Origin of the sequence: Haloechinothrix halophila YIM 93223 (genome assembly GCF_000504245.1) — a bacterium.
Lineage (GTDB): Bacteria > Actinomycetota > Actinomycetes > Mycobacteriales > Pseudonocardiaceae > Haloechinothrix_A > Haloechinothrix_A halophila.
Map to the genome: position 1 here is coordinate 919,779 of NZ_KI632509.1, position 13,694 is coordinate 933,472.

15 protein-coding genes and 1 tRNA gene are annotated in these 13,694 nt (G+C 66.0%); 5 read left to right on the plus strand and 11 right to left on the minus strand.

Annotated elements, in window-relative coordinates:
* The 6 genes from AMYHA_RS04260 to AMYHA_RS27350 form a co-directional block, all read right to left on the minus strand.
* Nucleotides 1-1,086, minus strand: a complete 1,086-nt coding sequence (locus tag AMYHA_RS04260) for a lanthionine synthetase C family protein (RefSeq protein WP_034268165.1) — start codon at nt 1,084-1,086, stop codon at nt 1-3.
* Nucleotides 1,083-4,049: a lantibiotic dehydratase gene (locus AMYHA_RS04265; protein WP_034268167.1), complete on the minus strand. Its 2,967-nt coding sequence runs from the start codon at nt 4,047-4,049 to the stop codon at nt 1,083-1,085. Before AMYHA_RS04265 ends, AMYHA_RS04260 begins: the two co-directional genes overlap by 4 nt.
* A gap of 66 nt (nt 4,050-4,115) precedes the next feature.
* Nucleotides 4,116-4,268 (minus strand): FxLD family lanthipeptide, encoded by a 153-nt coding sequence (locus tag AMYHA_RS04270; RefSeq protein ID WP_157361801.1) that lies wholly within the window; start codon nt 4,266-4,268, stop codon nt 4,116-4,118.
* 203 nt (nt 4,269-4,471) lie between these two features.
* A complete protein-coding gene (locus AMYHA_RS04275; protein WP_157361803.1) occupies nt 4,472-4,906 on the minus strand; it encodes a hypothetical protein in 435 nt (144 codons plus the stop codon).
* On the minus strand, nt 4,903-5,166 hold the full coding sequence (locus AMYHA_RS04280; RefSeq protein ID WP_034268174.1) for a hypothetical protein: 264 nt from the start codon (nt 5,164-5,166) through the stop codon (nt 4,903-4,905). Before AMYHA_RS04280 ends, AMYHA_RS04275 begins: the two co-directional genes overlap by 4 nt.
* A complete protein-coding gene (locus tag AMYHA_RS27350) occupies nt 5,163-5,444 on the minus strand; it encodes a helix-turn-helix domain-containing protein (protein ID WP_034268176.1) in 282 nt (93 codons plus the stop codon). Before AMYHA_RS27350 ends, AMYHA_RS04280 begins: the two co-directional genes overlap by 4 nt.
* Before the next feature lie 247 nt (nt 5,445-5,691).
* Between AMYHA_RS27350 and AMYHA_RS04290 the strand changes: the two genes are divergently transcribed.
* The 3 genes from AMYHA_RS04290 (at nt 5,692) to AMYHA_RS26820 (ending at nt 8,329) form a co-directional block, all read left to right on the plus strand.
* Nucleotides 5,692-6,534: a GntR family transcriptional regulator gene (locus AMYHA_RS04290; protein WP_051399530.1), complete on the plus strand. Its 843-nt coding sequence runs from the start codon at nt 5,692-5,694 to the stop codon at nt 6,532-6,534.
* Nucleotides 6,531-7,202: an HAD family hydrolase gene (locus AMYHA_RS04295; protein ID WP_034268178.1), complete on the plus strand. Its 672-nt coding sequence runs from the start codon at nt 6,531-6,533 to the stop codon at nt 7,200-7,202. Before AMYHA_RS04290 ends, AMYHA_RS04295 begins: the two co-directional genes overlap by 4 nt.
* Before the next feature lie 413 nt (nt 7,203-7,615).
* Entirely contained in the window at nt 7,616-8,329 is a 714-nt protein-coding gene (locus AMYHA_RS26820) for a hypothetical protein (RefSeq protein WP_157361805.1), read from the plus strand.
* 34 nt (nt 8,330-8,363) lie between these two features.
* On the opposite strand, the gene AMYHA_RS27785 is transcribed toward AMYHA_RS26820, so the two are convergent.
* From AMYHA_RS27785 to AMYHA_RS04310, 4 genes are all read right to left on the minus strand, one after another.
* Nucleotides 8,364-8,594, minus strand: a complete 231-nt coding sequence (locus AMYHA_RS27785; protein WP_231104621.1) for a tyrosine-type recombinase/integrase — start codon at nt 8,592-8,594, stop codon at nt 8,364-8,366.
* Between the two features lie 637 nt (nt 8,595-9,231).
* Complete coding sequence (locus tag AMYHA_RS27790) at nt 9,232-9,447, minus strand: hypothetical protein (protein WP_231104622.1); 216 nt, start codon at nt 9,445-9,447, stop codon at nt 9,232-9,234.
* A 315-nt stretch (nt 9,448-9,762) separates the two neighbouring features.
* A tRNA-Lys gene (locus AMYHA_RS04305) sits at nt 9,763-9,838 on the minus strand.
* Nucleotides 9,839-9,966: 128 nt separating this feature from the next.
* The gene (locus AMYHA_RS04310; RefSeq protein WP_034268181.1) at nt 9,967-10,623 is read right to left on the minus strand and encodes a TetR/AcrR family transcriptional regulator C-terminal domain-containing protein; all 657 of its coding nucleotides are present in this window, start codon (nt 10,621-10,623) and stop codon (nt 9,967-9,969) included.
* Nucleotides 10,624-10,707: 84 nt separating this feature from the next.
* Between AMYHA_RS04310 and AMYHA_RS04315 the strand changes: the two genes are divergently transcribed.
* Entirely contained in the window at nt 10,708-11,400 is a 693-nt protein-coding gene (locus AMYHA_RS04315; protein WP_034268183.1) for an NAD(P)-dependent oxidoreductase, read from the plus strand.
* Here the strand turns inward: AMYHA_RS04315 and AMYHA_RS04320 are convergent.
* A complete protein-coding gene (locus tag AMYHA_RS04320) occupies nt 11,397-12,236 on the minus strand; it encodes a helix-turn-helix domain-containing GNAT family N-acetyltransferase (RefSeq protein WP_231104623.1) in 840 nt (279 codons plus the stop codon). The two genes, AMYHA_RS04315 and AMYHA_RS04320, sit on opposite strands and share 4 nt — an antisense overlap.
* A 100-nt stretch (nt 12,237-12,336) precedes the next feature.
* Here AMYHA_RS04320 and AMYHA_RS04325 point away from each other — a divergent pair, with 100 nt between their 5' ends.
* Nucleotides 12,337-13,674, plus strand: coding sequence for an FAD-dependent oxidoreductase (locus AMYHA_RS04325; protein ID WP_034268188.1), 1,338 nt, complete (start codon nt 12,337-12,339; stop codon nt 13,672-13,674).
* The last annotated feature ends 20 nt before the right edge of the window (nt 13,675-13,694 follow it).

A 13,694-nucleotide genomic window follows, 5' to 3' on the forward strand; every position in this document is an offset into this window, starting at 1 on the left:
TCAGTCGTTGAGCAGCAGGCAGGTGTCCCATTGCGTGACGGGCTGCGTGTTGGTAGTCGCGGCATGCTGGGCCAGCAGCGCCCCGGTCTCGCCGACCAGCAACCCGGGCGTTGGCTGGCGAAGCAGTGAGTCGGCGAGACCATCGAGCAGATGCGGCACGGCGGCACGGAGGCGTTCGTTGTGGACGCCCGCGCGCCAGACAGTGTGCAGGAGTCCGGCCCAGCCGTGGCACAGCGACGCATCGCTGAGTTGGGTCAGTTGGGCTTCGTCGGTGGCGCACCAGGCGAGCGCGGTCTCGGCAAGGCACTGCCTGTGAGAGTCACCGAGTGCGAGCCCGGCGAGTTGCTGGGCTCGGGCGATGCCGGGCGTGCCGTAGCACCAACTCGGCCGGTGCGGACCCGACCGGGCAGCGTCACCGTGGTCGTGCTCGGACCGCGTGATCGCGCCGGGCCACCAGACGTGCGGGGCGTGGCCGCAGCGGAATCGGTCGAGCCATCGGCAGATCCGTCGTACCGCGTCGGTCTGGCCGTGGACGCGGATGCCGCGCCGCAGCGCGAGGGAGAGCAGTGCGAGCGGTCCGGCGATGCCGTGTGCCATGCCGAGGTTGCCGTGACCGCCCGACCATTCCGGGCCGGGTCCCGTAGGTCCATCGAGCGCCCACCATCCCGGCAGGCCGTCCGCGCCAGTCTCGGTGAGCCGGACGAGGTAGGTGATCACGTCACGCAGCAGGTCGCTATCGCCGTGCCGGTGCAGTAGGTAGACACCAAGGCCGGTCAGACCGGCGACGAGATCGAACTCGCGCTTGGCGGGAGGTCGTCCGCTGTGGATGCGACGGTGCGCGGCCTCGAGGCGGGAGCGGGTGATCGCTTCGACGTGTGCGTCGAGGGTTGTCAGCGCGCGCGACGGGCCGGTCGCGGTGAGGGTGAACGCGACCGCCGGAGCGCCCTCGAACAGGCTGGCGTCGTCCGGGTGCGCCATGATCGGCTCGGCGAGTATGGCGGCGAGCCACGATCGCGCGTCGTCACCTCGTTCGAGGGCGAGCAGCGCAGCGCCCGCTGGGCCCTCGGCCAATGATTGGGCGATCACGTTGACGTCCTTTGAATCGATCGCCAGGTGGCGGCGGCTTGCCGCGCGAGTCGCAGGCACGCGGCCTCACGGTCACGGTCGACGCCGAGGGCGCGGTTGTGATGCATGTGCAGCACCGAGTGCAGGACAGCCTCGATGCCGACGCCGTGGGGCAGCGCTCGCCGGTACCGATCGATGGCGGTCTGCCGGTCCCGGTACGCGTCAGCTATGGCGGACCATCCAGGGATATCGCGGAGCCCGTTGCCGCGTGTCAGGCGCACGGTCTGCTGGACGTCGGCGCGTTCGGGTGCGGCGTTTGGCGTTTGAGTGCTCAGCCAGTCGGCGGCTCGGTCGTGGTCACCGAGCAGCGCGGCGGCAGCGTCGAACATCGACATTGCCGTGACCACCGACGGCGACGGCACGCTGCGGCGGAGGGCGGGAAGTAGTGCGAGTACGAAGCGGGAGTCCGCGGCGAACACCGCTTCGGCTTCATCGATCGCGAGATAGCGCCCGGTCTCCGGGTAGTAGGTATCGAACGCCAGACGGCTGAGCCGCCCTTCGGAGCGCAGGCGGTCGCCCCACGCGGTGACTGCGGCCAGCACCTTGTCGACGTCGCCGTCGACGCGCAAACGTAGACGCAGGTGGTCGGGTTCTTCGCCTTCGCGCGCTTGCGGGAACCGCACGAACCAGTACGCGCGATCTCCTGCCTCATCGAGCAGCGCGGGCAATTCATCGACCAGCAACGGGTCGATACGGTGCTCGGCTACGAACAGCTTGGCGTACAGCCACCTCGCTTCCTGCGAGCCGGGCACGTGTCCGTGCTCTCGTCCGAACATGGGCAGCTCATCGACACGTGGACCGGGTGTGGGTTCCCGCCGAGAAGCCAGCGGAAGCACGATCGTGTGGGCACGGCCGTCCAGCCAGTCGTCCGCGCTGGGCTCTGGTGCCTCTACGAGGACCGCATCGTCGTTAGCGCGCAGGTGCCGATACAAGACCTCGCGGTGCGCGGGAACGTCGAGGTTCAGGGGCAGGAGTTGATCGAAGTCGCGCAGCTCGACGCGCGCCGGGCACCGCCACGTGCGCCGCCAACGGTCCAGGGCGTTGTCCCACCTGGCGTTGTCAGCGGGCAGCTCGGCGACGGACATACGCCAGCGTGCCGCTGACAGAATCGCCCGACCGTAGCGGATGCGTGGCCGGAACGGCAGAGTCTCGGCCGCGCCCCAATCGAACCCGATCCAGCCGCTGTCGAGCGCGCGGGACAGCTCGCCGACGAAGCGCGCCAGACGCGGCTGCTGCTTCGGCGCAAGCGCATGCAGAACGAGCGGTTCGACAATCCGTCGCCGCGACAGGCTGACGAGGTGCAGACGCCGCCTGCTGGCAGTGACGGCCAAGTCGTCGATGCTGATCTCGTTGCCGCGCTCATGCTCGCCGATCGGGATGACGTCGGGCAGGTACCGAGGTACGCGGGCGACGTTCTCGGCGCTGGGGAACATCGGGACGAACGACAACTGTGCTGGCAGCGCCCCTGCGGCCGTGGTTGGCATGGAGGCGAACGCCGCATCGAGGCCGGCCTCCGGTACGAGCGGAGTGAACCGCGACGTGAGGGTGCCAGCGGCACGACCCGGCACGACGGTGAAGGTGTACTCGCCTTGATCGAGCGCAGCCGCGCTGTCCGCGTGGATACGCGCACCGAGATCGACGTGCGGCGGGATCGCGTCAGGATCGCCGCCCGCTTCGGCCAGCTTGTTGACGAGCGTGTCGTCCAGTTCGATCTCACGTTCACCACGGGCAGTTGCTTGAGAAGCCCAGGACAGCAGCAGCTGGTCGCGCTCGGAGAACGTGTGTCGTCCGCTCGGTTCCGGGCTCCCCGGATAGCCACGCGGCCAGCCGAGCCCGATGTCCGTATCAATGAGCATCCGCAGCGGGACAAGGGTGCCCGTGCCGTACCGGTCGCAGAACGCGGCGAAGTAGTCGCGCCATTCGCGCTGGCCGGTGTGTTCCCGCACCAGCCGGGCCAGCACACTTGCCGCTCGTTCGAGGTCACGCGCCACGGTGCGCGGTAGCCGCACGTCGGTGTCGATTCGCAGATCCACCGCCAATGGATCGCGCACGGAGTCGACAACGCGGCGCAAGCGCGCCGACAGCGCAGTGTGCGCCTGCTCGCTCGGAGAGTCGTTATGAGCGCCGATCTCTCGACGAATCTGCACTAGCTCGCGTACCAGCGGGGCGACCGGGGTGCCGTCTGTGTCGACCAGTTCCAGCCGACCGATCACGAAGCCCAGCGGGTCGGCCACCGTGCTCGGCGCGCGCAACTCCGACACCAGGAATCCATTGTCCAGCAAAGAACGCAGCATCCGCGAGGGATCACCAGCCGAGGGGAAGGCATCGGCCAGCGCTCCAGCTAACGCCCGGAATGTGATCGGTGAGGCTGCCAGTTTGCGTACGAGCGCCACTGCGGGCGTGCACCGAACGCTGACCAGCTCCGCACCGGACAGGGTCAACCGATCACCGGACTCCTCGGCCGCGTCGGTGAACATGACATCGAGTTGTGCCAGCAGCTCGGGGCACGATTCGAGGCGCTCGACCACCGCGCGCATCCATCGGCTATCGACGCGGGTGACCGGGCAGTGCCCTGTGCCGACCCGCACCGCAGTCGCTGTTCCAACCGCCACCGGACTCACCCCGGCGAACAGGCCAAACGGCATCGACCGGCCGAAACGCAACACGTACCGAACCACAGACAGGGTCGCGCGTCGCAGGCTTCGCGGGGATACCGCCTCGCCACCGAGGATCGCGTCAACGCGGGAGCCGAGAACCGGGCTAGCGTGCCTGACCGCCGCTGCAACTTCCGACCAGTGCTGGCGCAGCCACGAACGACAACCCTGCTCGTCAGCCAACTCGGGCCAGTGAGACGGCGTGATCACCGAGGACGTCGCACGTAGCAGGCCCGTCCCGCAGTGGCGGTAGTCAACCTCGACTGGCACGTCCGAAGTACCTCCGTAGTGAAAGGAGGGTGGGCCGGACGTCAGTCGCCCGGCCCACCCGTGATGTCACTTCTGCGAATGACAGGCCGAAATCTGGCACGTCGTCCCGCACCCGTCGTCGGTCTGGCACCCCATCGTCGCGGGCCGGACCCGCTCCGTCTCGACCTGCACATCCAGGTCGAAGACATCCACCGGAACATCGGCGAGAGCAGCCGTCATGGTGATGAACTCCTTTCCCTCGTCACTCGACCAATACACGGCTCGTGTGCGCGGTGACACGAACCCCTACCGGCATCAACCGGTCGGCCTATCCGGCCACGTTCACGACATCCGATCGCCGCTGGGGCGGTCGTAGCAGTTCGCCACGATCCGCGCGATGACGTACAGCGCGAACGCCGCGACAACGAGCCAGCTCACGGTGATCACCTCTCCTTGTTGATTGGGTAGCCGGACGGTGGCGAGAACGCCTTCTTGGTGCGCAGCTCGTCGTCGGTGATCCACAGCGGCAGTGGTTGGGCCTCGCGGGGTGGCTCGCGCAACTCGGCGGAGGGGTCGCAGCCCTGCTCGATCAGGTTTCGCAACGCGGTCAACGCGGCGACGACGCGCCCGTAGTAATGCCAGGCGACCTTGTCGGGGCGCCAGATGTCAGCGGACTCGCCGCGCGGCAGCCGCGCCGCCTCGACACGGTTCGCACCGCGCAGATGGACCACGTCGACCCACGCGCTGTGCTCGCGGAACAGCACGATCACTGACAGCTGCGCGGGTTCGCGGCCAAGGTGCCAGGCCGCGAACCCGTGGCGCTTGAGCCAGGAGAGCAGATCGGCCGACTCTGCGGGCTCGATAGGCGGGCGCATCACACCGGCTCCACCACGCGGTCGCGCGCGAGCTGGTCGATCCACCCGAACCCCGTCACAGCCAACTCCAGCCGCACTGGGATGGCGCTGGCACGGTCGGTGCTCAGGACAACGGGTGACTGGTTGCCGACTCCGGTGGCGACCCAGACGTCGTCGCCGGAGTTGATGACGCCGATCGTGATCGCGACTGTGCGGCCGTCGTCGGCGCGGATGCCGTGCACATCCCAGCCGCCTTCCCACCGATCTTCCCCGTGCTCGATCACCGTTCACCTCCTTCGCCGTCACGGCCTCGACGCTCGGCCACGAGGTGGACGAACCGTTCCCGCGTGTCGGCGTCCGCCTGCCGCAGCGAGGTATCCAGGACGGTTTGGTTGACCGGGCCCGGGTGGGCTGGTGCGTCGGCTCGTTCCCAACGGGACACGATGCGCGTGCTCACCCCGAGGTAGGCGGCGAACTCCCGCACGCTCATCCGGCGTGCCTGGCGCAGCGCTTGTATCTCCGTGCGCGTCCAGTCCCGCACTGTCACATCGTTCTCGGTCATGCGTGACCTCCCGGAGCTGCTCTCCGCGGCGGAACTATGAGTAGGACTCAGCCCGGAGCCTCCAAGCGCGCTGCGGGTAAGCCGTCGAATGTTCGTCCTACCTGTGTCCTTTCGTGCAGGCGGATGGGCTTGTACTACTTTGCTAGCTTGCCTAGGCATGTTGGGAGCGTATCAGGTTGGCTAGACATGTCAATGTGTTGTCTAGGCTGGCTAGCGTGGCGAGGTGGTGAGCATTTACTCTGGCGGCATGGAACTCGACCCGGATGACCCGCGGCCGCCGTATCAGCAGCTGGCCAACGTCCTGCGCGCGTCGATCCTCACGCGCAAGATCGAGCCCGGCGACAAGCTGCCGTCCGGTACCGAACTGGCAGAACGGTTCGGCGTGGCGCGGATGACGGTGCAGCAGGCCATCCGGCTGCTGCGCGACGAGGGCCTCGTCGTCTCGCGGCAGGGCAGCGGCGTCTACGTGCGCGAACGCACCGCACGCCCGGTCGGGCTCCGCCCCCACCTCGAGCGCGCCTTCGAAGAGTCGTACGTCTCGGTCGACTTCGCCGGGTTCTCCGGCGAGACGCTGCACGGCGCGATCGGCGAACCGCTCGACAAGATCCGCGCCGGCCGCCTCCGACCAGAGTCCCTGCACGTGCGGCTGCTGGTGCCGGACACCGAGCGGCCCTGGTCGCTACCAGCTCGAGCGGACGACTTGTCCGACAGCCCGGCGTTCCGCAAACGCGCGACCGGGATCATGCGTCGGCACACGCAAGCCATCGTCGACACGGTCAACGAGCTCGGCACCCTCGGCATCGTGCCGGACGCCACCGCCGAAGTCCGCACATATCCCGCCGTGCCGATGTTCAAGCTCTACATCCTCAACCGCGACGAAGCCTTCTACGGCTACTACCCGGTGCAGCACCACGTCGTCGAGCTCGACGACGAACCCACACCCATGTGGGACCTCATGGGCAAAGACGCCACCCTGTTCCACCACGCCGCCGACGGCGACAAAGAATCCACCGGAACACAGTTCGTCGCCCAGTCGCTCATGTGGTTCGACAGCATCTGGAACTCCGTCGCCACGGAACTCGGTCCATGACCAACACGGCCGCAGAGCTGCTCGCGAGCAAGCCCAACGTCCTGCTCGACTTCGACGGACCCGTCTGCTCCGTCTTCGGCGGCGTCGGCGCCGACACCGTCGCTCGGCAGCTACGCGAGCGGCTTGGCCTCAGCGAACAGCACAGTGCCGATGTACGTGACCCCTTCGAGATCCTCTGGTACGCAGCCGCCGAGGGTCGGCGCGAAGCCATTGAGGCCGAGCGTGAACTGACCAAGCTCGAAGTCGAGGCCGTCGCCAGCGCGACGCTAACGCCTGGCGTCGCCGGGCTGCTCACGACACTTGCTGATCGAAAACAAGTTGTGGTCATTGTGAGTAACAACTCTGTTGCCGCTATTCACACGTACCTCGACTCGCGTGGCCTCGCACCGCTCGTGCGAGGTGTGTCCGCGCGAATCGACCCGGACCCGATGCTGCTTAAGCCGAGTCCGCATCTGTTGAACCACGCGATCGAACACCTGAACGCAACGCATGGCGAGTGCGTCGTGATCGGTGACTCTGCCGCCGACATTCAGGCCGCTCGGGCGGCCGGAACCCCTGTTATCGGTTTCAGCAACAAGCCTGGGAAGCGTGAACGACTTGCCTCACATCAGCCCGACTCGATCATCGACGACATTGCGCAGTTGCTGAACACGGTCCGAGATCAGTAGCCACCGGGCTGTTTACCTGTCCGATCCTGAGCCGCAGTTGCACCCCGCTGCTCAGCAGTACGCGGCGGCCAGCTTGCCTCCTTGAACGGTCGCGTAACGATTGGCGGACGTTGTACGACGCTTGGTGAAACCGATCACGTAGCACGCTGTTGAGAGCCGGGAGAGGTTCTGTGTTTAGGAAGAGACGCCGCGAAGAGCTTCTTAATGGAGCAATCGGCGCTAATGAACCAATCGAATGCGTCACTACTGTTACCTCTCGTGAGGACAGAAACATTTGGTGGAACATCGCGCTCGTTCCCAATTATTTGATCATGGCGAGACGCGACGGTCCAAAGCATGAGCGATACTCATCCCGGATCCCTCTATGCGGAATAGCGTGGCTAGGACGCGTTGAGGAAGAGAATGAATGGAACATGCTTTTGATTGGAGATCATAATCTCTACGAGTTTCGATCGGTTCACAAATGGACCGATCCGTTCGCGGAGTATGTTCTACGTTCAGTCATGAGGTTGCCGGCGGCGCGACTTGTCTACGATCTTCCGGATTTTTCCGGCTGGATTGAGTACGAGCCGTTTCGGCCAGGGTGTTACTCGACATGGACTGGCTTCAGTAGGGATGAAGGAAACGGACTCATCCCCGACAATCTGATGGAACGTGCTGTGTCTGACTACCTCGCTGCCTGCGCTGGTGAAGAGGTTCCTAACGCAAGTTTGCGGGATGTGCCGGAGATTGTCAGTAGCGAACGGATGGTTCAATCTTGGGTCGAACACCATTTAGGAGTCAATGGTTACATAGCGGCAGTGACTGTGGCGGCGGAAGGTCCTGAACTTGGCGTCGTGATCGTACAGCCACGCAAAGTTGTCGTTATCAGCCTCCGCTTAGAGCAGCGAGCATTTCCGCCGCAAGTTAGAGTTTATTACCCAGACGATGTGCAGGTAATGTCGAATTGTCGTGTATATGTCAACGGCGAGAAGGGCAGCTGTTTGGTTGATGAGTCGGAGAAAGACAGCCTGCTTGTTGCGCTGGCTGAGGCGCGACCGTCATCTAATTCTGGCGATATTCGAGAGAAGAAATCAACAGTTACCAACGGTGCAAGACGTAGGTTGGGAATACGGAGGCCACAGTGAGCTGCAGTGGCCAAAAAGGCGCAGCTACTGCGTATCAGTTTGACGATGGCCGGGGACGCTGCATGCGGCTGCCGAGAATGTCTGCCGCCCGTCGGTCGGACTCAGTCACCCATGCCGCGTAAACGCGCAGCGTCGTAGCTCCACCGCCGCCGTGGCCGAGCCGTCCGGCGACGGCTCGGAGATCGACGCCTGCGGCGAGCAGTTCGGTAGCGGAGTAGTGGCGCAGCGCGTGTATTTGGCTGTCGATGCCGATCTTCTGGCACATGCGGGTACTTGTGGGTCACACCGTCGGGATCGTACGGCCGGGCGTAGTCGGCCTGGTACGAGAACAGGTACGCCTCGTCGCTCGGTTCGACGCCGAGCTGTGCCATCGTCTCTTCGTAGCGAGCTCGGTGCTCACGCAGCACTTCGACCGTGGCGGAATCGAGCGCGATTCTCCGCATTCGATGGGCCTTGGTGTCCTTCTCGATGGTCTTGCCGTCCATACGCAGGTAGTTCTGCCGCACGGTGAGATAGCGTCTAGGTCGACATGACGCCAGCGAAGCGCGAGCAGCTCGGCTCGGCGTAACCCGGTCACCATCACGAGCCAGACGAGCGTGCCCCAATCCTCGCTCTCGGACCACGCGGCCTCGACGACGCGACCTGCCTGCTCGGCTGTGGGCGGCTCTGGCTCTGGTGAGGGTTGTCGCGGTTTCCGTGCGACATCGGCAGGGTTCGAGTCGATCCACTCCCATCGCAGGCATGCGGCGAATACAGCGCTGAGCACGAAATGGATCTTCGAGATCGTCGACGGTGCCAGCAGCTTGCATGTGTGGGGCTGGCACTCGATGACCTTGCAGCCGACCTTGTCGCAGTCGTGCTTCGGATAGCCGGCCGCCTCCCTGGCGGCCGCTTGTGCTTCACTACGCGGCACTCGTGTTCGCCGTCCTCGCGGTGCTCGATGAACGGCTTGCCGTTGCAGGGGCGCGGCATCGACGTAGTTCGGCGTAGAAGTCTTTGAGCACCTTGGGCGTGATCTTGACGATCGGCTCATCGCCGAGTGCGGGGTAGACGAAGCGATCGAAGTACAGCTCGTAGGACTTCCGGTCGACTCCTCGACGTCGTGATTCGGTAGCCACTCCTCGATGGCGGTGCGCAGCGTTCCCTGGGTGCGAGCGTTGCGCTGGTTGTCGACCTGAGCACGCAGTCGCGCGAGGATCTTCTCGGCCTCGCCCTCGTCCGTTGTGGAGTCGCTGAGGTACGTGCGCTTGCCAGTAAGTGGGTCGACGCCCGCGTAGACCTTCACGCGGAAAGAGTTACCGCGGCGCTCGATGGAGCCCTTCGGCCGACGCTTGCCGGTGCTCTTGGCCATGGGAATCATGGTGCTCGCGCCCAAAATGATCCCCATTGATCAACTGCGAGGGCGGCGACAGCGACATTATCGCTGGTAGTAGTGGTGGGCCGCCTGGGACTCGAACCCAGAACCTACGGATTAAAAGTCCGCAGCTCTGCCAATTGAGCTAACGGCCCTGCAGGGTGCAGCCTACCTTCCCGGCAAGAGTCTTCACGCGGGTCCCTGTCCCATCAGCCGCAGGCGAGGTGAGGTCCCTTTCAACGCAGCTGGAAGCACCCCTCCGGTCGCTCAGTCACGTCGATCCTCATCCCCGCGCTAGCGCTTGTTCGATCCCGCCCACGATCAGGTCGAGCCCGAACTCAAACTCGTTCGCGTAGGCATACCCCGGCTGCAAGGCGTACTCGATGGCCATCTCGATGAAGTGCGGGTGCGTGTCCGCCGATACCCGCTGCATGATCGTGTCCGCTACAGCTTCGAGTTCCTCGGGCGTGTTGAACGGTAGCTGCTGCTCCTGCATCGCGAAGCCGTAGATGTAGCTGTCCAGCACGGAGTAGGCGTGCGCCGCCATCTCGACGGAGAACCCGGCGCGCCGGAGGTACCCGAGCACCGCGTCGTGATGGCGCAACGTCGCGGGCCCGGGGGTCTTCCGTGACTCCATCAGGCCGATCGCCCACGGGTGCCGGTTGACCGCCGCGCGGACGGCTGCAGCGCGCTGCCGCATCGCGGTCTGCCAATCGACGTCGGTGTCCGGCAGTTCGATCTCGCCGAATACGACGTCGACCATGCCATCCAGCACATCGCTCTTGTTGGCGACATGGTGATAGAGCGACATCGCCTCGACGCCGAGCCGCTGCGCGAGCTTACGCATCGTGAGAGCCGCGACGCCCGCCTCGTCGGCGAGGTCGACGGCGGCGCGCAACACCCGCTCCTTGGTTAGCGGGGCACGGGATTCCTCGGCCATCGGCCTCCCTAAGTAAACTGCTTGACTCCCTTACGACGTAAGGCTACCTTACATCGTAAAGTAATCAAAAAGGGGAGGACCGTCATGGGATCTGATCACCTGAAGATGTGCATCGTCGGGGCGTCGGGCAAGCTCGGGCGCTACATGGTGCGGCACGCGCTGGGCAAGGGGTACGAGGTCGTCGGCGTCTGCCGGGAGAAGAGCGTCCACAAGCTCGACGACGTCAAGGACCGCATCACCATCGTTCCCGGTGCGACCAATGATCGCGACGTCATCCAGCGCGCGGTCGCGGGATGCGACGCGGTCCTGACCGTGCTGGTGCCGTGGGGTATGCAGCATTACTCGTCCGGGACGGCGCAGGCGGTGCTCGACTTCGCGCCACCCGGCGCGCGGCTGATCTTCTCCTGCGGCTGGCACATCACGCGGGATGGCAAGGACGTCTACTCCTGGAAGCTCAAGGCACTTGTCAAGATCCTTGCCGCGCTCGCACCGCTGATCCGCGTCGTCGACCTGAAAGACCAGGTCGAAGCCTGTAACCGCATCTTCGCCAGCGACACCCGCTGGACCGTCGTGCGCGGCAGCGACCTCGAGGAAGGCGAGAGTCAGGGGCTGCCGGTGTGGAGCCGCCACGTCGGCGATCCGATCCTCGCCAGCAACATCACCCGGCGCGTCGACTACGCGATGTTCATGGTCGAGGCGATCACCAACGACGACCTCGTCCAGGAGGCGCCCGCGATCGTCGGCTGCCAGATGCCGTCAGCGCTCGCACACGCCTAGTTCACCGGCGAACGACGTTCCAGCAGGACCGTGTCATGCCAGACACCGTCGCGCTGGGCGATGCGTTCGCGGACGCCGACGGTGCGATAACCGGCGCTGTGGTGCAACGCGATGCTGGCCCGGTTCTCGGTGAAGATCGAACTCTGCAACATCCAGAGCCCGTCAGCGTCAGCCTCGACGACATGCTTGTGCAGCAGGGCCTTGCCGATGCCTCGGCCCTGTTGGCCGCTCGCGACGTAGACGGCCGTCTCGGCAACCCCCGCGTAGCACTCGCGTGGTGACACCGGGCTGGCAGAGGCCCAGCCGACGACCTCGCCGTGCAGTTCGGCGACCCAGCGATGGCCAGGCAGCCACTTCGCGTCGAGGCTGGCCTTGCTGGGCACCGACGTCTCGAACGTGGCGATGCCGCTGTCGATGCCCTCGCCGTAGATGCGGCGCACCTCGGGCCAGTCGCCGGTTTCCAGCGGGCGCACGCTGACATCGGCAGGCAGGTCGTCCGGGCAGCACGGCCGCGGCCCCAGCAGGCCCATCACGGCGTCGGCCGCGTGGGGCAGGCCGGTGCAGCACGCCTCGTTGATCGTGACGATCGTGGCGGTGCCTGCCTTGTGGGTGCGGACGAAACCGACCTCGGTCAGCTTGCGCAGGTGAAACGAGCATGTCGACTGACTGGTGCCGAGGATTTCGGTGAGCGCGCCGACCGTGATGCCCTTCGGGCTGGTCGCGACCGCGTGTAGCAGGCGCACGCGCACCGGCTCGGCCAGGCAGGCGAACCACTCGGCGTACGTGTCCGCGTCGGTCTTCGGCAGGACTTGGGCTTGCGGTACGGCGATCGGCATGCCGTCAGTGTATCGACCCCAATCGATGGTTGCCTTCATCGATCAATGTCGATAGAGTCGCGCTCGGTTTAATCGATAGTGATCGATAGAAGGAGTCGGTATGAACGGGTTGCCCGTTGTGGTTGTCGGTGCGGGGCCGGTGGGCCTCGCCGCTGCTGCCGAGCTGGTGGAGCGGGGTATCGAGCCGCTGGTGCTGGAACGCGGTGAGCAGGCGGGCACCGCGGTCGCGCAATGGCGCCACGTGCGGTTGTTCTCCCGGTGGGCCGAGCTGGTCGATCCGGCGGCGCATCGACTGCTCCAGTCGAACGGGTGGCGGCATCCGGACGAAGACGCCTACCCCACCGGGGCGGACTGGGTCGAGCAGTACGTTCGGCCGCTGGCCGACGCGCTGGGCGACCGGGTGCGCTTCGGCACCGAGGTCGTCGGGGTGGCGCGTCGTGGCCGCGACCGGGTGGTCGACGCGGAGCGGGAATCCGAGCCGCTGATGGTTCACGTCCGGAACGCGTCGGGTGTGGAACTGCTGCCTGCTCGTGCGGTCATCGACGCTTCTGGCACGTGGGGCACACCCAACCCGCTCGGCGGCGACGGCCTGCCCGCACCCGGCGAGCTCGAGTCGGCGGACCGGATCGCGTATGTCCTGCCTGACCTGTCCGAACCGGACACTCGGAAGCGGTATGCGGACGCGCACGTCGTCGTCGCTGGCAGCGGACACTCGGCGTTGACCGCGCTGGTCGCTCTCGACGAACTCGCTCGGGAACGCCCGGACACTCGGGTCACCTGGCTGCTGCGGCGCGGGCGCATCGGGGACACCTTCGGCGGCGGTGACGCCGACCAGCTTCCCGCGCGAGGCGCGCTCGGCCAGCAGGCCGAGGCCGCTGTCCAGTCTGGACGGATCGACGTCGTCACCGGGTTCCGCACCGAGCGAGTCGAACGCGGTGATCGCCTCGCCTTGGTGTCCGCCGAAGGGCAGCGGATCGACGCGGTGGATGAGGTCATCGCGCTCACCGGGTTCCGGCCGGACCTGTCGTGGCTGTCCGAGGTGCGACTGGAATTGGACGCGACGTTGCAGGCGCCGGTGGCACTGGCGCCACTGATCGACCCGAACGTGCACTCCTGCGGCACGGTGTATCCGCACGGCGTGCGGGAACTGTCCCACCCGGAGCCGGGTGTGTACCTGGCGGGGATGAAGAGCTACGGCCGCGCGCCGACGTTCCTCGCGCTGACCGGGTACGAGCAGGTGCGCAGCATCGCTGCCGCCCTCGCGGGTGATCAGGAGTCCGCCGAACGGGTGGAACTGGTGCTGCCGGAGACCGGTGTGTGTAGCGGGTCCGGCTTGACCGATGCGTCCGCCGACGAGCCTGTCGACGCGCTCGCCGAGCAGGACGGCTGCTGCGGCGCGCCGGAGGAACCCGTGATGGCCAAGGCGGTTTCGACGTAGCTAGCCGCCGTTCGGTGCGA